17 protein-coding genes are annotated in these 19,613 nt (G+C 68.0%); 4 read left to right on the forward strand and 13 right to left on the reverse strand.

Annotation, left to right across the window (positions count from 1 at the left end; genetic code table 11):
- Positions 1 to 66: 66 nt before the first annotated feature.
- Positions 67 to 1,074 carry a thioredoxin-disulfide reductase gene (trxB, locus tag ACVPT3_RS12855; RefSeq protein ID WP_492041265.1) on the forward strand — a complete coding sequence of 336 codons (1,008 nt, stop codon included), beginning with the start codon at positions 67 to 69 and terminating at the stop codon, positions 1,072 to 1,074.
- 44 nt (positions 1,075 to 1,118) lie between these two features.
- Here the strand turns inward: trxB and ACVPT3_RS12860 are convergent, their stop codons facing one another.
- From ACVPT3_RS12860 to ACVPT3_RS12875, 4 genes are all read right to left on the reverse strand, one after another.
- Positions 1,119 to 1,526 (reverse strand): response regulator, encoded by a 408-nt coding sequence (locus tag ACVPT3_RS12860; protein WP_492041266.1) that lies wholly within the window; start codon positions 1,524 to 1,526, stop codon positions 1,119 to 1,121.
- A 70-nt stretch (positions 1,527 to 1,596) separates the two neighbouring features.
- The gene (locus tag ACVPT3_RS12865) at positions 1,597 to 3,534 is read right to left on the reverse strand and encodes a PAS domain-containing protein (protein ID WP_492041267.1); all 1,938 of its coding nucleotides are present in this window, start codon (positions 3,532 to 3,534) and stop codon (positions 1,597 to 1,599) included.
- An 88-nt stretch (positions 3,535 to 3,622) separates the two neighbouring features.
- A complete protein-coding gene (locus ACVPT3_RS12870) occupies positions 3,623 to 4,726 on the reverse strand; it encodes a cell wall hydrolase (protein WP_492041268.1) in 1,104 nt (367 codons plus the stop codon).
- Between the two features lie 98 nt (positions 4,727 to 4,824).
- Complete coding sequence (locus tag ACVPT3_RS12875; RefSeq protein WP_492041269.1) at positions 4,825 to 5,304, reverse strand: Dps family protein; 480 nt, start codon at positions 5,302 to 5,304, stop codon at positions 4,825 to 4,827.
- A 132-nt stretch (positions 5,305 to 5,436) separates the two neighbouring features.
- Between ACVPT3_RS12875 and ACVPT3_RS12880 the strand changes: the two genes are divergently transcribed.
- Complete coding sequence (locus ACVPT3_RS12880; RefSeq protein WP_492041270.1) at positions 5,437 to 9,150, forward strand: PAS domain S-box protein; 3,714 nt, start codon at positions 5,437 to 5,439, stop codon at positions 9,148 to 9,150.
- 71 nt (positions 9,151 to 9,221) lie between these two features.
- Here ACVPT3_RS12880 and ACVPT3_RS12885 read toward each other — a convergent pair whose 3' ends face one another.
- A complete protein-coding gene (locus ACVPT3_RS12885; RefSeq protein WP_492041271.1) occupies positions 9,222 to 9,578 on the reverse strand; it encodes a DUF6481 family protein in 357 nt (118 codons plus the stop codon).
- 230 nt (positions 9,579 to 9,808) lie between these two features.
- Positions 9,809 to 9,994, reverse strand: coding sequence for a hypothetical protein (locus ACVPT3_RS12890; RefSeq protein WP_492041272.1), 186 nt, complete (start codon positions 9,992 to 9,994; stop codon positions 9,809 to 9,811).
- 444 nt (positions 9,995 to 10,438) lie between these two features.
- Between ACVPT3_RS12890 and ACVPT3_RS12895 the strand changes: the two genes are divergently transcribed.
- A complete protein-coding gene (locus ACVPT3_RS12895) occupies positions 10,439 to 11,587 on the forward strand; it encodes a cell wall hydrolase (RefSeq protein WP_492041273.1) in 1,149 nt (382 codons plus the stop codon).
- Positions 11,588 to 11,604: 17 nt separating this feature from the next.
- Here the strand turns inward: ACVPT3_RS12895 and nadC are convergent, their stop codons facing one another.
- From nadC to ACVPT3_RS12930, 7 genes are all read right to left on the reverse strand, one after another.
- Entirely contained in the window at positions 11,605 to 12,465 is an 861-nt protein-coding gene (nadC, locus tag ACVPT3_RS12900; protein WP_492041274.1) for a carboxylating nicotinate-nucleotide diphosphorylase, read from the reverse strand.
- Positions 12,462 to 13,976 carry an L-aspartate oxidase gene (locus tag ACVPT3_RS12905; RefSeq protein WP_492041275.1) on the reverse strand — a complete coding sequence of 505 codons (1,515 nt, stop codon included), beginning with the start codon at positions 13,974 to 13,976 and terminating at the stop codon, positions 12,462 to 12,464. Before ACVPT3_RS12905 ends, nadC begins: the two co-directional genes overlap by 4 nt.
- Positions 13,976 to 14,833, reverse strand: coding sequence for a metalloprotease (locus ACVPT3_RS12910; RefSeq protein WP_492041276.1), 858 nt, complete (start codon positions 14,831 to 14,833; stop codon positions 13,976 to 13,978). Before ACVPT3_RS12910 ends, ACVPT3_RS12905 begins: the two co-directional genes overlap by 1 nt.
- A 54-nt stretch (positions 14,834 to 14,887) precedes the next feature.
- Entirely contained in the window at positions 14,888 to 15,967 is a 1,080-nt protein-coding gene (gene nadA, locus ACVPT3_RS12915) for a quinolinate synthase NadA (protein ID WP_492041277.1), read from the reverse strand.
- Between the two features lie 85 nt (positions 15,968 to 16,052).
- Entirely contained in the window at positions 16,053 to 16,262 is a 210-nt protein-coding gene (locus ACVPT3_RS12920; protein WP_492041278.1) for a helix-turn-helix transcriptional regulator, read from the reverse strand.
- Positions 16,255 to 16,893: a hypothetical protein gene (locus ACVPT3_RS12925; RefSeq protein ID WP_492041279.1), complete on the reverse strand. Its 639-nt coding sequence runs from the start codon at positions 16,891 to 16,893 to the stop codon at positions 16,255 to 16,257. The genes ACVPT3_RS12920 and ACVPT3_RS12925 overlap by 8 nt, the downstream gene beginning before the upstream one ends.
- A 64-nt stretch (positions 16,894 to 16,957) precedes the next feature.
- Positions 16,958 to 17,563: a hypothetical protein gene (locus ACVPT3_RS12930; RefSeq protein WP_492041280.1), complete on the reverse strand. Its 606-nt coding sequence runs from the start codon at positions 17,561 to 17,563 to the stop codon at positions 16,958 to 16,960.
- Between the two features lie 513 nt (positions 17,564 to 18,076).
- Here ACVPT3_RS12930 and ilvA point away from each other — a divergent pair.
- Positions 18,077 to 19,591 carry a threonine ammonia-lyase, biosynthetic gene (ilvA, locus tag ACVPT3_RS12935; RefSeq protein ID WP_492041281.1) on the forward strand — a complete coding sequence of 505 codons (1,515 nt, stop codon included), beginning with the start codon at positions 18,077 to 18,079 and terminating at the stop codon, positions 19,589 to 19,591.
- Positions 19,592 to 19,613: the final 22 nt, after the last annotated feature.

Genomic DNA, 19,613 nt, shown 5'->3' on the forward strand with positions numbered 1-19,613 from the left:
GTCTCCCTTTGCTCCCGAGGCGAGACTAACATCGCGCAAACGGGAATCAGCCCCTAAATAGGGGCCATGACCCAAGCTCGTACCGTACGCGTCGCCATCATCGGTTCCGGCCCCGCCGGCTGGACCGCAGCCATCTACGCCGCCCGCGCCTCGTTGAACCCCGTCGTCATCGCCGGCCTTCAGCCCGGCGGCCAGCTGACCATCACCACCGATGTCGAGAACTATCCCGGCTTCGCCGAGACCATCCAGGGTCCGTGGCTGATGGAGCAGATGCAGGCCCAGGCCCTGCACGTCGGCACGGAAGTCATCCACGACATCGTCGTCTCCGCCGACCTGTCGCAACGCCCCTTCCGGCTGAAGCTGGACGGCGGCGAGGAAATCCTGGCCGAAACCGTCATCATCTCCACCGGCGCCCAGGCCAAATGGCTGGGCCTGGAGTCCGAGGCCGCCTACCAGGGCTTCGGCGTCTCGGCCTGCGCCACCTGCGATGGCTTCTTCTATCGCGGCAAGGAAGTCGTGGTCGTCGGCGGCGGCAACACCGCCGTCGAAGAGGCGCTGTTCCTGACCAATTTCGCTTCCAAGGTCACGGTCATCCACCGCCGCGACGAGTTCCGCGCCGAAAAGATCCTCCAGGACCGCCTGTTCGCCAATCCCAAGGTCGAGGTGATCTGGAACTCGGCGATCGAGGAAATCGTCGGCGTAGTCGACGGCATGGCCAAGAACGTCACCGGCGTCCGGCTGAAGAACGTCGAGGACGGAACGACCCAGGAAATCCCGGCCGACGGCGTCTTCATCGCCATCGGCCACGCCCCCTCCTCAGAGCTGTTCAAGGGTCAGCTTGAGACCAATGCCGGCGGTTATCTACGGGTGCGGCCGGGTACGGCGCAGACCGCGATCGAGGGCGTCTGGGCGGCCGGCGACGTGACCGACGACGTCTATCGCCAGGCCGTTACGGCGGCGGGCATGGGCTGTATGGCCGCGCTGGAGGCCAGCCGCTTCCTGGCCGAAGAAGACCATGCCAAGGCCAATCACCCGATCAGCCACAAGGAGGCTGAGAAGATCGGAGCCTGGTGAGCCTCGAGCTCCTTCGACGACTTTTCAGCACCAGAGCGGCTTGATCAGGCGAACAGTTGCAGGCCGGGCGGGGCATATTGCACCGGCTCTCCCTGGCGGCGGCGCAGGGCATAGTCGATCGCCGTCTGGACCGCACGCTCGTCGGTAGGCTTGGACAGTACGCCGATCGTGCCGGCGACGCCTTCGCGCACCATGCCGGGATTGGCGGTCATGAACAGGACCGTCACCCCCATGTCCTGCCCCAGTTCTCGGCCCAGGCCGATGCCGGTGGGACCGTCGGACAGGTGGATATCGACCAGGGCCAGATCGACGTCGATCTCACGCGCCATGTCCCGGGCGACCTTGGCCGTCGCCGCGACGCCGACGACCTGGTGGCCCAGATCTTCCAGCACGAAGCGCAGTTCCATCGCCACCAGGGCTTCGTCTTCAATGATGAGGATACGCGCGTTCATGACGGTGGCGACTTATGTTCGGGACCGGACAGAACGCAGACTAGGGAGAAGGGTTTCACGCGATGTGCAGTCAAGGCGCCTTTTCGGCCGCTCGCCGACGAGAAAGCGCCGTGGGTGGCAAATCCACAACGATTTTCAGGCCCTCGGGACGCCACTCGCGCTCCAGCCGCCCCCCCAGTTGCCCCTCGACTGACAACAGGGCCAGCGAGGTCCCGAAACCCGTCGTCGTCGGAGGCCCCTCCACGAGAGGCCCGCCCTTTTCAATCCAGGTCAGGACGAAGCGTTCGCCGTCGGCGTACGTCGTCAGCGTGATTTTCCCGCCGTCATTCGACAGGGCGCCGTATTTCGCGGCATTGGTCGCCAGTTCGTGAAACAGGAGAGCGACTGAAGTCGCGGCCTGATCGTCGAACACCGCGTCGTCTCCGGTGATGTGGACGCGCGGCGCGCCGGCGTCGTCGGCATAGGCTTTGAACAGATCCAGCAGGAAGGCGTGCAGGGTTGTTGCGCCCACGGTCGGCCGCGAGGTCTCCGTGTGCGGCCTTACGAACTCGTGCGCCCGCGCCAGGGCCGCGATACGGGTCCTGAGCGAGGCGGAGAAGTCGCGCGCCTCAGGATATTGTCGCGCCGACAGGGCCACCAGGGCGGTGATCACGGCGAAGATGTTCTTGATCCGGTGGCTCAGTTCCTGGCTGACCAGTTCACGGCCCTGCTCCAACCGCTTCAGATCGTCGATATCGGTGCAGGTGCCGAACCACCGGGTGATCTCGCCTTCGTCGTCCCGCACGGCGACGGCGCGGCCCAGGGTCCAGCGGTAGACGCCCGAATGATGTTTGAGCCTGTATTCGATCTCGTAAGGCTCGCCCGTCGACAGCGATCGGCTCCAGCGCTCCCGGGCGCGGGCCTGGTCGTCCGGGTGGAACATGTCGTTCCACCCTTCGCCGTCCGTCGAACCGGCGGGAACGCCGGTGAATTCGTACCAGCGCGCATTGTAATAGTCGTGGAAGCCGTCGGGGCGCGTCGACCAGACCATCTGCGGCATGGCGTCGGCCAGCACCCGGAACTGGGCTTCGCTATTGCGCAGACGGGCGGCGATCACTTCCAGGTCGGCAGCGGCCCGCTTTCGCTCCGTAATATCGACGACAATGCCGGGAAAGCGGATCGGCGCGCCGTCATCGTCGAAATAGACCTGCCCGCGGGCGGCGATCCATCGAACCTCCCCCTCGCCGTTGCGAACGCGATAGTCGCTCTCAAAGCCGCCTTCGCCGGACATGGCGGCCTCGATCTCGGCCTGGACGCGCTCGCGATCTTCCGGATCAACCGCTTGGGTGAAGGTCTCGATAGGGGCGCCGGCGCGCGCCACGGACGGGTCGACCCCGAACACCGCCGCGAACCGTTCATCGGCCACCACCCGGTCGGCGACGATGTCCCAATCCCAGGCGCCGACGTAATTCGACGCCTCGAGGGCCCGGCGGATGGTGTTTTCGCTCTCGTCGCGCTGACGCAGGGCGCGCCTCAGCTCCAGTTGGGACATGACCTGGCCCGCCAGCGTCTGCAGCGCCATCGCCTGCAGGTCGGTCAGACCTTCGGGCCGGGCCCGGGTGTCCAGCACGCACAGGGAGCCCAAAGGCAAGCCTTCCGGCGTCTTCAGCAGCCGGCCGGCGTAGAACCGCAGATGCGCCTCGCCCGTCACCAGAGGGTTGTCCTTGAAACGGGGGTCCGCTGAGGCGTCGAGGACAACCATGCCGTCCTCCTGCAAAAGCGCATGGGCGCAGAAGGAGGTCTCCAGCGGGGTTTCGCGGACGCCCAGCCCCACCTCGGCCTTGAACCACTGCCGGTCCGCGTCGATCAGATTGACCACCGCGATAGGGGCGTCGCAGATGCGGGCGATCAAGGCCACGACGGCGTCAAACGCGGCTTCGCGTTCGCTGTCCAGGATCCCGTAATCCCTGAGGGCCGCCAGACGCTCAGACTCGTCCCACCGCGGACATTCGACATCAAGGCGGGTCAATCAGGCGTCCTCTCTGGGCCAGCGGATCCGGTCAGGGCCATCAATGCGCCGAGCCCGTCAAGCGTTGCATTCTGAAGAGGGCCCCATTTCAGTTGCCGGGCCGGCCCACTTCTTCCACCGCCATCGGCACTACGCCGGCCGGCGCGGCTTCGGCGGCTGGCGTAGATGGCGACGGCTCCATCGCCTGGAGGCGAGCATTGATGGCGGCGATCTCGTCCTGGGTCGGCAGGCGTCGCCCGCCCAGGCTGGCGACGCCGACGACGCGCTGCCGCCCGTCGATCTCGACGGTCTTGAGCGGCGTAACGTCCGCGATCTCCACGGCGCCGTCAGGATCCGCGCCCCCCGTCGCCTGGCCGGGCTTGACGCCCGGACGCGGCCGCGAGAAGCGCGCCTCGTCGATCAGGGGTTCGTGGCCCTTGTAGACGGCGCGGAAGGCGGCGGTTTCGCCATAGATCCCTTTCCAGCGATAGAAGACATGGGCGCCGATCTTGGTCACTCGGGCCACCGTCGGGCCCCACCAGGGGTCCACGTAGTCGGCGTGATAATGGGTGGCGGTCCCGACCTCGCCCGCGACCTGGCCGCTCAGCGCCTTTTCGGCGACCTTGCGGGCGCGCTCCCAGGCCCAGGGGACCGGCGTCTGGGACAGGGATCCGTCGCAGGTGAAGCTGAACTGACAGCCCGTGACCCGTTCCGCTCCTTCGAACACCACGCCGCAAACCGTGTCGGCGTAGTTGGGGTCGCGCACGCGGTTCAGCACCACCTGGGCGACGGCCGCCTGACCGGCGTCCGGCTCCAGGGCCGCTTCGAAATAGACCGCCTGGGTCAGGCAGCGCAGCGCCCGGCGGCGGTCTTCGGCGCCGCCCTTGAAGACGAACGGCCGCGCGGGTCGCAGGCCGTCCGGCGCGATGACGGTTCCGCTGTGGCTTAAAGAGGCCTGTTGCAACAGGGCGGGATCATGACGTTGCGCCAGGGCCAGTTGCGACGCCGTGAGACGACGCTGGATCGCATTCATCCCGGCCGCGCTCAGATCGCCCCCCGTCGCCCGGGCCACAGCCTCGGCGGTCCGGTCCACGTCGGGCCGCACGGTCGACCCCGCCGCCATGGCCACGCCCAGCACCGCGCCGGCCGCAGGCAGGGCCGCCGCCGCGCGCTTCAGCGCCGTCCAGATCAGGTTCCAGTGGGTGAACGCCATTCAAAATCCAAGGAGGCGACGCCCCGACTGTCGGAGCATCGCCTCGGAGGGAGCATGTCTGGACTTCGGGGCCGTTTTCAGGCGCCCGGCGACCAGGGTTATCGGCCGCCCAATGTCGAGCGGAGCATCCAGGCGAACTTTTCGTGCGCGCCCAGCCGCTGGGTCAGCAGATCGACGGTCACGTCGTCCCCGTCGCTGTCGGCCACCTCAAGGGCCCCGCGCATGGTGGCGATGAGGGCCTCATGGTCGCGCATCAGTTCACGCAACATCTCCGGCGCGTCCTTCTCCGGATCACCGTCGCGGATGCTGGTGAGATTGGCGAAGGTGCCATAGCCCTGGGGCGCGAACTCTCCGAGAGCCCGGATGCGTTCGGCGATGGTGTCCAGCGCTTCCCACTGGTCACGATACTGCTGCTCCAGCAGATTATGCAGGGCGAAGAATTCCGGCCCCCGCACGTTCCAGTGATAGCCGTGCGTCTTCAGATAGACGGCGTAGGCGTCTGCCAGCACGCGCGTCAATTGGTCGGCGACGTCGCTTCGGTCGGCCTGGGAAAGGCCGGTGTCGATCGTTGCTGTCATGCTTCGCTCCATCTGTGAATGCCTTATGCGGGGCGGGCCCTGCCCTGATATGGGTAGAAGGAACGCGAATCGCCAACAAGCGTTGCATCACCAAGCGCTGCAATAGATCAGCGCGACCAGGGCTGGGGCGGCATGAACGCAGGCGCCTTCTTAGGGCGATTTCTCGATCCCGACGGCGGCCTGCTGGCGCTTGCCCGCCTCACGCCCAAGACAATCGCCAGCCGGCTTCTGATCGGAGTTATCGGCGCCGGAGCCGCGCTGCTGTTGCGAGGCGCGGGTGCGGCCTTTTACGGCGACATCACGGGGTTCATGATCCTGTTGCCGGGGGTGATCCTCGCGGCCTTGGCGGGCGGCCGACTCTCGGGCGGGGTGGCGGTCGCGACAGCCCTGCTCGGAGGGTGGGTTCTTGTCCTGCTCAGTACCGGTCCGGACTCCAAAACGGTGCCAGGTCTCAGTGTCGTCGCCACGGTCAACTTCATCATTGTCGGCCTGTTCTGCGCCTGGCTCGGCGCGTCGCTGCGTGGGACCCTGGCGCGGCTGGACGCCGTCGTCTCGGCTCTGTCCCTGTCGAACGCACGGGTCGACGAGACCGAGGGCCGGCTGCAGATCATCAGCGAGTTGGCGCCCGTCATGCTCTGGATGACCGACGAAACCGGCGCGGTCATCCATCTGAACAGCGACCAGCGGCTGTTCTGGGGCGAGATGGCCGATCTGCAGAATTTCACGATCGAAAGCGTTCTCCATCCCGAGGACCGCGAGCGGGTCATGGCGATCAAGCAGCAGGCCAACAGGAACGGCGTCGCCTACGAGGTCGAAGGACGACACCGTCGCCACGACGGCGAATGGCGCATACTGCGCACCGAGGCCCGACCCCGCCTGGGCGCCGACGGCCGATTCCTGGGCATGATCGGCGTCAATATCGATGTCACCGAAGCGCGCGCTGCGGAAGCGGCGCTGCGGGACAGCGAGATCCGTTTCCGTCTTCTGGCCGACACCGCCCCCTCCCCCATCTGGCTGACGGACCCTGACGGAGGGGTCGAGTTCGCCAATATCGCCTTGACCGACTTCTACGGGGGGAGCGCCGACCTCCTGTCGGGCCATGGGTGGAAACAGACGATCCATCCCGACGACCAGGCCCTTGTGGCGGCCGCCCAGGCGGAGGCGAGGCCGGCGCGCCGCCCCTATGGGTTCGAAGCCCGATTCCAACGCCAGGACGGCGCCTGGCGCTGGATGCGCGTCGCCGTCGAACCACGGTTCGACAGAACCGACGCCTTCCTCGGCTACGCCGGCATCTCGTTCGACGTGACCGACAATCGCGAGGCGATGGACTCGGCCGCCCGGGCCGAACGCCAGCAGACCTTCCTTCTGGATCTCAGCGACCGGTTGCGCGACCTTTCCGACCCCGAGCGCATCATGGCCGAGGTCGGATCTTCGATCGGTCATCTGATTCAGGCCGACCGCGTCGGCTACGGCGAGATGGATGAGGCGACCGGCCTTTTCTCCGTGACGCGGGAGTGGACGGTCGACGGCGCCGATTCCAGGCGGCGGGTCGGCCTGCGGTCCCTCGGAGAGGACCTGATCGCCGATCTCGCCCAGGGGCGCACCATCCGTATCGCCGACGTCCGCGAAGATCCCCGCACCGCCGGCTTCGCCGAGGTCTTCGAAGCCATCGGGACACGCGCCCTGATGCGCGCCCCCCTGATCCGCGCCGGCCGGCTGCGCGCCTTTCTCTATGTCCACGCTTCGAGCCCGCGTTCCTGGACCGAGGCCGAAGCCCGCCTGATCGAGGAGGTCGCCGCCCGAACCTGGACCGAGGTGGAGCGCGCCCGCGCCGAGATAGAGACGCGCGAGAGCGAGCAACGTTTCCGCGCCATCGCCGACACGGCGCCTGTGCTGATCTGGGTGACGCGTCAGGACCGGGAACGGGCTTTCGTCAATCAGTCCTACGTCGAGTTCTTCGGCGCAGACTATGAGACCGCCCGGGCGGCGGACTGGCGCTCGGCGCTGCATCCGGACGATCACGAGCGGATCTTGCGGGAATCGCTGGCCGGAGAGGCGACCGGCCAACCCTTTTCGATGGAAGCCCGCTATCGCCGCCACGACGGCGAATGGCGCTGGCTCAAGTCCTTTTCCCGCCCCCGCCTGACCGGAGCGGAAGTGGCGGGCTTCGTCGGCGTGGCCTTCGACGTCACCGACATGCGCGAGGCCCAGGCCAAGTTGACGGAATCCGAGGTCCGCTTCCGCACCGTCGCCGACAGCGCCCCGGCGCTGATCTGGATGACCGACGCCGCCACCCGGATCGTTTTCGCCAACAGACGCTATCGCGTCTTCTGCGGCATCCGCTCGAACCGTGAGCTGGCCGACGCCTGGCGTCGGCTGATCCACCCGGATGACGAAACCGTCTTTGACGCCGCCTTCATGCGGGCCTTCGAGGCGCGGGACCGGTTCGAGGCCCTGACCCGCGTCAACCACCCCACCCTGGGCCTGCGCTGGATCCGCACCGAGGGCGTGCCCCGCTTCGACGCCTCCGGCGCCTTCCAGGGCTATGTCGGCGCCAGTCTGGACGTCACCGACGCCAAACGCGCGGAAGACGACCTCAAACGCATCAACGAATTGCTCGAGGAAAGGGTCGCAGGGGCTCTGGCCGAGAAGGACGCCGCCGAGGCGCACCTGATGCACGCCCAGAGGATGGAGGCCGTCGGACGCCTGACCGGCGGGGTCGCGCACGACTTCAACAACCTGCTGACCGTCGTCATCGGCGCCCTGGACATCATCCTGCGTTCGGACGATCCCGCCAAAAAGAAGAAGCTCGGCGAGGCCGCCCTGGCGGCCGCGCGGCGGGGCGAGAGCCTGACCCATCAGTTGCTGGCCTTCTCGCGCCGCCAGGCCCTGCGCCCGGAAGCCATCGACCTGAACGGACTGATCCGCGAGGGCCAGCCCCTGCTGCGCCGGGCCGTGGGCGAGGCCGTCGACTTCAAGGTCAAGCTCAAGCGCGGCGGCGCGCGGGTGAATGTCGACCCCGCCCAGTTCGAGGCCGCCCTGCTGAACCTGGTGGTCAACGCCCGCGACGCCCTCGGCGACGTTACGGCGGGCCCCTACAGATCGAGCGAGGGGGGGCTCCCCGACGGCGCCCGGATCACCATCCAGACCATGGCCTGTTCGGTGGCGCCGGGCCAGGTTCCCGAGTTGGCGCCGGGCGACTATGTCTGCGTGACGGTTTCGGACAATGGATCGGGGATGTCGCCCGAGGTGATCGACCGGGTCTTCGAACCCTTCTTCACGACCAAGCCGGTCGGCAAAGGCACAGGCCTGGGGCTCAGCCAGGTCTACGGCTTCGCGCGTCAATCGGGCGGCGGGGTCCATATCGCCTCGACGGTCGGGCGTGGATCCGAGATCCGGCTCTATCTGCCGCCGCTCGCCGCCCAGGAGACCGCCGCCCCCGTCGCCCCTCCCGCCCCCGAGGTTCCCTTCGACCCCGGCCGTCGTGTCCTGCTCGTGGAAGACGACGCCAGCGTCGCCGCCGTCGCCCTCGACATCCTCACAGGCTTCGGTCTCGAGGTCGAATTGGCCGAGAACGGCCCCGATGCTCTCAGGGTCCTTCACGCTCGCCGCTTCGACGTGATGCTGACCGATATCGTCATGCCCGGCGGCATGAGCGGCGTGGAACTGGCCCGGGAGGCCGCGAGGACCTGGCCCGACATGAGGATCGCCCTGACCTCGGGCTATGTCGGAGACGACGTCGACGCCGTTCTGGCCGACAGCCCGTGGCCCTTCCTGCGCAAACCCTATTCTACGGAACAGTTGCGCGGCGTCATGGACGGGCGATCCGCCCTTCCCGCCGAATAGGCAGGCGCGGACACAGAAAGGCGCGCCGCGGAGACCGCGACGCGCCGGTTCTCGATGAAGAGGCCTGGCGCCTAGCGGCGCGCCTTGCGAGCGGCGTAACGGGCGTCCCGCTTGGCCTTCTGCTCTTCCTTGGTCAATTGCTTGCGCGCCTTGCGATCGGCGCGTTTCTCGGCGTCGATCTCCTCCTGGGCCGCGAGTTCGGCGGCCATGCGGGCAGCGTCCTTCTCGGCCTTTTCACGGCGCTGTTCGGCCTTGGCCAGCTCGTGCTGCTGGCGCAGGGCTTCCTTTTCAGCGGCGCGCTTTTCAGCCAGGCGTTCGAATTCGGGGTCGGGGGCGGCGGCCTTCGGCTTGAATTTGGCGAGCAGGGCCTTTTTGGCTTCCTGCTGGGCGGTCAGGCGGTCGGTAAATCCGGTCTTCAGATCTTTCATGCGAAAGCGTCAGGGTTCCTTGTGATCGGCCAGGGGCGGCCATCGGGGGTCGGGCGGCGAGGAAAAAGCACGTCCCGAAGCGGGGCGCACAAAGCCGATACGCGCGCCAAAAGCAAGGTTCGCCGGCGCGAAATCGGACTGACCGTCGGTTTGACGTGCGGATTGCCCGCATCGTCCGGCCAGTGATGCAGATAGGTCGCGCCCCGGCCGGAACAAGGGCGCATCCTCGCCTAGTTCGGTTTTTGGGCCTGTCCGACGACGGTTCCGGCCGCGCCGCCGACGGCGGCGCCCACAGGTCCGCCGACTACGGCGCCGGCGACCGCGCCGCTCGCGGCCTTCTGTTCGATGGTGGTTCCGCAGGCGGCCAGCGCCAGGGCTCCGGCGGCCAACGAGGTCGTGACGATAATGCGCAGCATAGGACTTCCTCCAAAGGTGGAGCTTGAACGCCGCGCCCTCCTCCCGGTTCCCTTCCGGCGGCCAAGTTGCGAATACGGTTCGAACAGACGCGATAAACAGCCGTCGCCCGACCTTTTAGCTGACATCGTGGATTGTGACGACAAGCGCGAAAGATTTGACGAAATACAATACAGTATTCGCTCTCTAGACTACCGGGATCCGTTGCGGATTGTCGCTGCAGCTTGGCGTTACAGTAAAAATACCTAATCCTTTCGGACCCTTAACCGCACGCTTGCGAATCAGCCACATTCAGGTCACAAACTTCACTATACAGCCCCGTCGTCGATGACGTGGCCCAGTGCGCCGTGCGTCGATCGCAGGCCGGAACGCGACCGTCAGAGTCGCCCCGCAGGCGAAACTACCCGGGGGCAGCGTTTCTCGCCCTGCTGAACAGGATTAACTCGTTGTCGCATTCCTCGCAGACGCGCGCCGTTTCGCGCGCCGATCGTGTGGCGAAGATCAAGCCCATGACGGCCGCAGCGGCCTTTGGCGGTCTGGTGGGACTGGTGATCGGCGGCGCCTATCTGGGCGGGACCATGGCGCGCGCGACGACGCTGCACGCCCAGGCCGAACGGATTCAGGGCGCCACCGCCGCCGGTTTCACCGAAGAAGCCCTGTCGGCCGCCGCCGGCGGCCTGGACGCCAGCGCCCTGTCGATCGCTCGCCGACACGATCCCTATACCAGCGCCGGGTCCGCCCAGCGCGACCGCCAGGCCGAACTTCTGGCCGCCCGCCTGGATCAGTTGGGCGACAACCGCGATCCGAAGCTGCGTCGCGCCAATCTGACCACAGCCGTCGGCGCCAAGCCCTTCCGCATGGATCACGCGCTGGACGCCAGCCGCGACCTCGATTGCCTGACCCAGGTGGTCTATTACGAAGCCCGCGGCGAAGGCCGCGACGGGATGCAGGCCGTAGCTCAGGTGGTTCTGAACCGCGTGCGGCACCCGGCCTTCCCAAAATCGATCTGCGGCGTCGTCTATCAGGGCGCCGCGCGCCGGACCGGTTGCCAATTCTCCTTCACCTGCAACGGCGCGATGCGCGGCCGGGTGAACCAGACCGCCTGGAACCGCGCCCGGACCGTGGCCTCGGGCGCCCTGTCGGGTTCGGTCTACGCCGGCGTCGGCAACGCCACCCATTTCCACACCACCGGCGTCGCGCCGGTGTGGCGTAATTCGCTGATCCGGGTGAACCAGGTCGGCAGCCACCTCTTCTATCGCTTCGGCGGTCGTTCCGGCTCCAGCGCAGCCTTCACCTACGCCGCCCGTCCCTCTGCGGCCGACGATCAGCCGCGCCTGATCCAGGCGGGTCTGAACCCGGTCGAGGCCGCGCGTCAGGCCGGGCAGGCCGTCGCCTATTCGCTGGTTCTGGCCCAGGAAGGCCTGTCGGCCTCGGAACCCCCCGCCCAGGCCCCGGCCGAGGCGCCCGCGCCCCGCGCCCCGGCGGCGACCCAGCCGCCCGCCAGAACGGCCGTGCGCCCCGTCTCGACCCCGGCCCCCGCATCGGTCGCCGTGTCGGGCAAGCCTGACGCCGCCGGCGCCGCCAAGCCTGCCTGATCAGCCGATCGGCCTGGTCACAGCGCGTCCAGGCCGATATCCAGCACCGGGGCCGAATGGGTCAGGGCGCCGACCGAGATCACGTCCACACCGGTCTCGGCGATCGCGCGCACGGTGGTCAGATCGACCCCGCCCGACGCCTCCAGCGTGATGCGCCCGGCCACCCGCGCCACGGCGGTCCTCAGGTCCGCCAGTCTGAAATTGTCCAGCATGACCACGTCCGGCGCCACGCCCTCGGCGATCAGGTCCAGCACGGCGTCCAACTGATCCAGCCCGTCCACCTCGACCTCGACCTTCATCAGATGGGGCGCAAAGGCCCTGGCCCGGCGCACGGCCTCGGCCACCCCGCCGCAGACGGCGACATGGTTGTCCTTGATCAGGATGGCGTCATCCAGGCCGAAGCGATGGTTGATCCCCCCGCCGCACGCCACCGCATGTTTCTCCAGCGCCCGCAGGCCCGGCGTGGTCTTGCGCGTATCGGCGATCCGCGCCTTTGTCCCGCCCACCGCCTGAACATAGGTCCGCGTCAGGGTCGCCACGCCGCTCAGCCGCCCGATCAGGTTCAACGCCGTCCGCTCGGCCGACAGAAACGCCCGCGCGTCGGCCTCGACCACCGCCAGCACCGCCCCCTTGTCGAAGGCCGCCCCATCTTTGAGCCGCACATCGACCGAGGCCTTGGGATCCATGGCCAGCACCGCCAGCCGCACACAGTCGATCCCGGCCAGAACTCCGGGCTTGCGCGCCACGAAGGCCGCCTTCATCCGGGCATCGGCGGGAATACAGGCCATGGCGGTCATATCGCCGGCCCGGCCCAGATCCTCGGCCAGGGCCATCCGCACGACCGGCTCTATCATCACATCGGGCAGCACCCGGCTCATTCCGCCGCCTCCAGCGCCACGACCCGCGCCATCCGCACCCGCGTATGGTCCGCCACCGCGTTCGTCTGCGGATAATCCGCCCGATAGTGGCCGCCCCGGCTCTCGCGCCGATCCAGCGCGCCCTGGACGATCAGCCGCGCCGCCCCCAGGGCGGCCGCCGCCCCGTGCCGGGCCTCCAGCCGGTCGATCAGGGCGATCAGCCCCGCCAGGCCCTCCGCAGTCCGCACCACCCCCGCATGATCCGTCATCCCCGCCCTCAGCTCGGCCAGGCCCCCCTCGGGCAGGTCCGGCGCCGTCTCGACCGGCAAGGCCCGCCCGCCGCTCGCCTCGCCCGCGACCGCCCGCCCGGCGCGTCGTCCAAAGGCCGCCGCCTCGAGCAGGGAGTTGGACGCCAGCCGGTTGGCGCCATGCACCCCCGTCGCCGCACATTCCCCGACCGCATACAGGCCCGCGACCGTCGTGCGACCGTCCGCATCGGCGGCGATCCCGCCCATGTGATAGTGGCAGGCCGCCATCACCGGGATCGGGCTGAGGCGCGGGTCCAGGCCGCTGCGCATACAGGCGGCGAAGACGGCGGGAAACTCATGCGGAAACGCCTCGCCTATGGCCGTGCGCGCATCCAGAAAGGCGCCCCGCCCGTCGATCCGCGCCGCATGCACCGCCCGCGCCACCACGTCGCGCGGCTTCAGGTCGGCGTCGTCCTCAGCCCCCAGCAGGAACCGACCCTGCCCGTCGATCAGTCGCGCCCCCTCGCCCCGCAAAGCCTCGGTCGCCAGGGGCGCCGGATCCAGACCCACGTCTATGGCCGTGGGGTGAAACTGCACGAATTCGGGATCCAGGATCTCCGCCCCGGCCCGGGCCGCCAGGGCCATCCCCTCGCCCTTCAGCGCCGCCGGGGTCGTTGTCGCGCCGAACAATCCGCCCGCCCCGCCGGTCGCCAGCACCACCGCCGTCGCCGTGACCTCGACCAGCCGGCCGCCGCGTTCGACCACCGCCCCGACCACCCGGCCGTCGGCGTCCTGCACCAACCCCTTCAGCCGCGCGTCGTCCCAGACCTCGATCAGCTTCTCGGCCCGCACCGCCGCGACCACGGCCGACAGGATGGCCCGCCCCGCCCCGTCGCCGCCGACCCGCGCCACGCGCGGCACGGAATGGGCCGCCTCCAGACTGACGACGAAACCCCCGTCCGCGTCCCGGTCGAACGGCGCGCCCTGGGCCGCCAGCCATTCCACCGTCTCGCGCCCGGCCTCGGTCAGGGCCTGGGCCGCGCCCGGCTCGACCAGGCCCGCGCCCGCCGCCTCGGTGTCCTTCGCGTGCAGTTCGGCCGAATCCACAGCCGTCAGCGCCGCCGCCATCCCGCCCTGGGCCCAGGCCGAGGAACAGGCGTTCAGCAAGGGCTCCGGCGTCGCCACCAGAACCTTCGCCCCCGCCCGCGCCGCCTCCAGCGCGGCCGACAGCCCCGCCAGACCCGCGCCGACGATCAGAGGCCCGTCATGTCGCGTTCGGTTCATCACCGCACTCCAAGCGTGTTCAGGCCCAGGCGCACCGCGCTCGCGGGATCGCCTTCGACCATGGGCATCAGGGCGCCGACCGCCGCCGCCGCACAGACGGCCAGGGTCAGCAGATAAAGCGCCAGGCTCTTGCCCGCCTCAGGCCAGCTCAGCGTGCCCCAGGCCGCGCGCCACACGCCGCGCCGGAAATGCTGGAACAGGGAAAGGCCCAAAAACACCGCGAGGATAGGACGCCCCATCGCAATACTCCACCACAGCACCGCGGCGCCGATCGCCAGCAGCACGATCTGCTCCAGTCGCGGATGCACCCGCGTCAGCACCGGCCCCAGGGCCTTGGATCCGTCCAGCGGCGGCGCGGGGACCAGGTTCACCAGGTTCAGCATGGCGATGAAGAAGGCCCCCATCAGCCACTCCCCCTGCCCTGTCGCCGACCACACCCCGACGAAGGGGATCATGGCCAATAGCCCGAACGCCGGCCCTGCCAGCGACACCAGAACCCCGTCCCACTCGCTCTTCGCCGCCCGCCGCGCCTTGGCCAGCCCGCCCAGGAAGGGAATGATGTAGATCCGCGCCGGGCCCATGCCGAGCCTGTTCATCACCAGGGCGTGCCCCGCCTCATGGACGAACAAGCCGATCAGAACCGCCCCCGCCACAATGGCGCTGCCCGTGATCCACCACAGGAAGCCGGCCATCAGGGCCGTGGACAGCAGGGCCCAGACCAGGCTCTGGTCCTTCTCGACCGGCTCCTCGAAGGCGGGCTGGACCTGCGCCTCACGAACGGCGACCTCCTCAGGCTTGATGTCCCAAGGACCCGGCGTGCGGTCGGGTGTGCGGGCGGGTGTGTCTGTGTTGTTCATGGCGTCCAGATGGGCGTCGCGCACGCTCCCGGCGAGGGGACCGAACGCCGCGCCTCAGATCAGCTCCACATCGACGTGATGCCGCGCCTTGACCAGATCGTAGCGGGCCGGGACCGCCGGCGGCGGCAGGTCGATCATCCGCTGCACGGCCATGCGCCCGCGCTCGATCATCGCCTCCGGCGCCGTCACCTCGAACTGCATGTGCAGCAAGCAATCGTGGATGTTCTGCAGCGTGATCCGTTTCATGTGCGGGCACAGGTTGCACGGCCCGATGAACTGCACCCCCGGCACGTCGCCGGCGACGTTCGAGGCCATCGAACATTCGGTGATCATCACCACCTGTTTGGGCCGACGCGCCTCGACATAGTCGGTCATGGCCGCCGTCGAACCGGCGAAGTCCGCCGCCGCCAGCACGTCTTCCGGGCATTCGGGGTGGGCCAGAATCTCGGCGCCCGGATAGGCGGCGCGCATCTCGGCGATGTCGTCCACCGTGAACCGTTCATGCACCTCGCAGCGGCCCTTCCAGGCGATGATACCGACCGTCGTCTGGGCCGCGACATTGCGCGCCAGATATTCGTCGGGGATCAGGATGACCCGATCCACGCCCCATTCCCTGGCCGCCCATTCGACCACCTGAACGGCGTTGGCGCTGGTGCAGCAGATGTCGGTCTCGGCCTTCACATCGGCCGTGGTGTTCACATAGGTCACGACCGGCAGCCCCGGATAGCGCGACTTGATCAGCCGCACGTCCGCCCCCGTGATCGACGACGCCAGCGAGCATCCCGCCCGCAGGTCGGGGATCAGCACCGTCTTTTCCGGGCTCAGAATTTTCGAGGTCTCGGCCATGAAGTGCACGCCCGCCTGGACGATCACCTTCGCATCCGACCGCGCGGCCTCCTTGGCCAGGCCCAGGCTGTCGCCGACATAGTCGCCGACCCCGTGGAAGATCTCGGGCGTCATATAGTTGTGGGCCAGGATCACGGCGTCGCGCTCGCGCTTCAGCCGGTTGATCTCGCTGATCAGCCGCGCCTGTTCGGGCCACTCCAGCGGCGTGACGTGGTCCTTGACCTTCGCCCACACCCCGGCGGTCTCCCGCTCCAGTTCCTTCGTCAGACCAAAGGCGCCGTCCGCCATGAGCCTCTCCTATCGACCCTTATGCTCAAAGTTAGCATAAGCACAACCAATGTAGGCCGATGAAGGCCGCACGCAAGCGGATTATTCAGTCGATCAGTTCGAACAGATCGCCCAACGGAACATCCAGAGCCTTCGCCAGGGTCAGGGCCACCACCACGGACGGGGTGAAGACGCGGTTCTCGATGGTGTTCACCGTCTTGCGCGACAGCCTGGCCCGGTCGGCCAGCTCCTGCTGCGTCAGACCGGCGGAGGTCCGAACCTCCTTCAACCGCACGACCAGCCGAAGTTCAGCCACGCGACGCCTGCCGATCCAGCCACCAGAACCGTAGCGCCGCAGTCATCGCCGCCGCCTGGAACACGACCGGCATTCCCGCGACCGTCAGGGGAGGCTGAAAAAGACCGGCGAGATAGAGAGCCAACGCTGAAAGCCCAGCCATCGCCATCGACCACTTCAGGGCGCCCTGCCTGAAATGGACCGTCAGTTCGTCTGCCGGCTTGGCCAGCGCGCCAGCGCGCCTCTCCACCGTCTTGTTGCTCATGATCGACGTCATGACGACCAACGGAAAGGCCAGGGCGAACAAAGCGCGCCACAGATCATCGAGGTCGCCCACGCCGGACGCAATCCGCCAGGCCGCGTCCACACCGAAAGCCGTATAAAGCAGACCAAGCGCTGCCAAAAAGACCAGGCCCAGGGCCTCGGCGCTTTGAGCCTGGTCCCTGTCCAACCCGCCCGCCACGGCCTCACGATCTGCTTCGCGCCGGCCCCAAAGATCGAACGCCAAGACCACGGTCAGACCCAAAACAGCCAGACCCAACCCGAACGCCGCCATCGACAACAGCGCGGATCCCTTCAGTTGCGCCGCTACGATCATCAACCCGAAGGCGGCCAAGGCCAGCCCCCCGAGCAGGAAGCCTTCGCGCTTCATACGCTTCAACCGCGCCCGCGCCCGCGTTCTCGACAGAGCGATGCGCTCCGCATTCCAATCCGCCTCACCCACGCTCGGCCTCGCGATCCAAAAGATAATAGCGCAACACCGCCGCCGTGCCGGTCAGATACAGCAGGGCCGGCAAGGCCGCGACCGCCGCAGCCGGCCGCCAGAGCCCCAGTGCAAAAACGCCGACCATCCCGACGGCTGCGACGCCCAGGGCCGTAGCCAGCGCCCTGTGCCGGAATGACAGCGTCAGTTCGTCCTCAAGCAGCCGCTTCATCCGCTTGTCGCGCGGATTATCCAGCCCAGCCACCATCAACAGCATGGCGCCGGCGATCATGGGCCCCATCACGACCATTAGATAATCCAGGCCACCCGGCGTACCCGACGCCAAGCCCCAACCGGCCTTGACCGACATGAAGGTGAGATAGGCGCCGGTGATCGGCATGAAGGCCATGGAATGAGCCCGCTGCCGCTGCACCCTGTCGCGATAGGCGGAGCCAATCTGTAGCTTGTCGGTGTCTCCATTCGGCAGGAAACGCCGCGCGAAAAAGGCGCTCGCAATCATGGCGGCGATGCCCGCCGCCATCGTCACGCCGCCGATCAGACGCCCCATCTCTGGATCTGCCGGCCACTCCTCCATGACCAGAAGGCCGATGACCAGCAAGGCCAGTCCACCGCCGCCCAGACCGGCGCAGATCGCCAGGCGCTGCGTGCGCCTCCGCTCCCGCGCCCGCAGATCTCGTCTTTCCTGATCTTCCATCAAGGCCTCACGTCACCTACAGGTGACATATAACCCGCAGGTTACACGGCGCGTCAAGAGGCTCTTGCCGGCGCCCGCTCCTGACGCGGTCCTCCTTTGGCAGGTTCAGCCGCCCATCGCGCACAATGTCGCTGCTTGCCACCCTGCAACTTCAACGCCTTGCCGAATTCTGAGAGCGACTTCCGCGACCTGGTTTGGGCCGCCTTTATAGTCGTCCTCATGGAGAAAACCGCCTTGCCGCCACGGACCTCTCGAAGCCCCCAAACATGCGGTTCGTGTGGCGTATATTGGCGGTTTGGCGGTTTGTCGTATGAATTTACCGCCACGCCATGCAGCAAGAACCGTTCCCAATCCTCGGGACTTCGCCTAGACGACAGCCCACTTCATTCCAAAACCCACCGACTTCGCGACATTTGAATGCAAGACACCATCCGCCGCATCCTCACCGCCCGCGTCTATGACGTGGCGGAGGAAACGCCCCTCGATCCGCTGCGTCGCCTGTCGGCGCGGCTGGACCGCCCCGTGCTGCTGAAGCGCGAAGACCTGCAGCCGGTGTTTTCGTTCAAGATTCGCGGCGCCTACAACAAGATCGCCGGGCTGTCGCAGGCCGAACTGTCAAAGGGCGTGATCTGCGCCTCGGCCGGCAATCACGCCCAGGGCGTGGCCCTGGCCGCCGCCCGCCGCAACATCCCCGCCACCATCGTCATGCCCACCACCACCCCCGGCATCAAGGTCGCCGCCGTCCGCGCCCTGGGCGGCGAAGTGGTCCTGCACGGCGACAGTTTCGACGAGGCCTACGCCCACGCCCGCCATCTGGAGAGCCAGACCGGCGCGGCCTTCATCCACCCTTTCGACGATCCCGAGGTCATCGCCGGTCAGGGCACTGTGGGACTTGAGATCGCCCGCCAGCACGCCGACCCCATCGAGGCCGTCTTCGTGCCCATCGGCGGCGGCGGTCTGGCCGCCGGCGTCGCCGCCATCGTGAAGTTCCTGCGGCCCGACACCCGCGTCATCGGGGTCGAGCCGGTCGACGCCCCCACCATGAAGGCCGCCATCGACGCCGGCGAGGTCGTGACCCTGAACGAAGTCGGCCTGTTCGCCGACGGGGTCGCCGTACGCCGCGCCGGGGATCACACCTTCCGCCTGTGCAAGGACCTGCTGGACGAGATCGTCCTGGTGGACACCGACGCCATTTGCGCCGCCATCAAGGACATCTTCGACGACAGCCGCGCCATCGCCGAACCCTCGGGCGCCGTGGCGCTGGCGGGCCTCAAGGCCTGGGCCGCCGCCCATCCCGGCGCGGGGACGCTGATCGCCGTCAACTCGGGCGCCAACCTGAACTTCGACCGGCTGCGTCATGTCGCCGAACGGGCCGAGATCGGCGAGGGCGCCGAGGCCCTGCTGGCCGTGGCGATGAAGGATGACCGCGACGACTACCGCCGCTTCCTCGACAGCCTGGACGGTCGCTCCGTGACCGAGTTCAACTACCGCTGGTCCGGCGACGGCGCGGCCCAGATCTTCGTCGGCGTCGCCCTGCGCAACGGCCCGCACGAGCGCGACGACCTGATCGCAACCCTCCGCTCCGGCGGCTACGCGGTCGAGGACATGAGCGACAACGAGACCGCCAAACTCCACGTCCGCTACATGGTCGGCGGCCGCACCGTCGGCCTGCCCCACGAACGCATCCTGCGCTTCCAGTTCCCCGAACGGCCGGGCGCCTTCCTGCGCTTCCTAAACAGCCTCCAGCCCGCCTGGGCCCTGACCCTGTTCCACTATCGCAACCACGGCGACGACGTCGGCCGGGTGCTGGCCGGCGTCAGCGTCCCCCCCGAAGAACAGGCCCAGCTGTCCGCCGCCCTCGCCGACCTGGGCTACCCCTATGTCGACGAAACCGCCAACCCCGCCTGCCGCCTGTTCCTGGACGGCGCCTGAACCACGGAAAAGGGCGACCGTC

The organism is Brevundimonas sp. FV1ps31S, assembly GCF_058681265.1.

Bases quoted from the DNA above. Each gene is read 5' to 3' on its own strand.
- ACVPT3_RS12925 (WP_492041279.1), bottom strand. From the start codon at position 16,893: ATGAAGCGCGAAGGCTTCCTGCTCGGGGGGCTGGCCTTGGCCGCCTTC.
- ACVPT3_RS12890 (WP_492041272.1), bottom strand. From the start codon at position 9,994: ATGCTGCGCATTATCGTCACGACCTCGTTGGCCGCCGGAGCCCTGGCG.
- nadC (WP_492041274.1), bottom strand. From the start codon at position 12,465: ATGAGCCGGGTGCTGCCCGATGTGATGATAGAGCCGGTCGTGCGGATG.
- ACVPT3_RS12905 (WP_492041275.1), bottom strand. From the start codon at position 13,976: ATGAACCGAACGCGACATGACGGGCCTCTGATCGTCGGCGCGGGTCTG.
- ACVPT3_RS12870 (WP_492041268.1), bottom strand. From the start codon at position 4,726: ATGGCGTTCACCCACTGGAACCTGATCTGGACGGCGCTGAAGCGCGCG.
- trxB (WP_492041265.1), top strand. From the start codon at position 67: ATGACCCAAGCTCGTACCGTACGCGTCGCCATCATCGGTTCCGGCCCC.
- ACVPT3_RS12875 (WP_492041269.1), bottom strand. From the start codon at position 5,304: ATGACAGCAACGATCGACACCGGCCTTTCCCAGGCCGACCGAAGCGAC.
- ACVPT3_RS12880 (WP_492041270.1), top strand. From the start codon at position 5,437: ATGAACGCAGGCGCCTTCTTAGGGCGATTTCTCGATCCCGACGGCGGC.
- ilvA (WP_492041281.1), top strand. From the start codon at position 18,077: ATGCAAGACACCATCCGCCGCATCCTCACCGCCCGCGTCTATGACGTG.
- ACVPT3_RS12885 (WP_492041271.1), bottom strand. From the start codon at position 9,578: ATGAAAGATCTGAAGACCGGATTTACCGACCGCCTGACCGCCCAGCAG.
- nadA (WP_492041277.1), bottom strand. From the start codon at position 15,967: ATGGCGGACGGCGCCTTTGGTCTGACGAAGGAACTGGAGCGGGAGACC.
- ACVPT3_RS12860 (WP_492041266.1), bottom strand. From the start codon at position 1,526: ATGAACGCGCGTATCCTCATCATTGAAGACGAAGCCCTGGTGGCGATG.
- ACVPT3_RS12910 (WP_492041276.1), bottom strand. From the start codon at position 14,833: ATGAACAACACAGACACACCCGCCCGCACACCCGACCGCACGCCGGGT.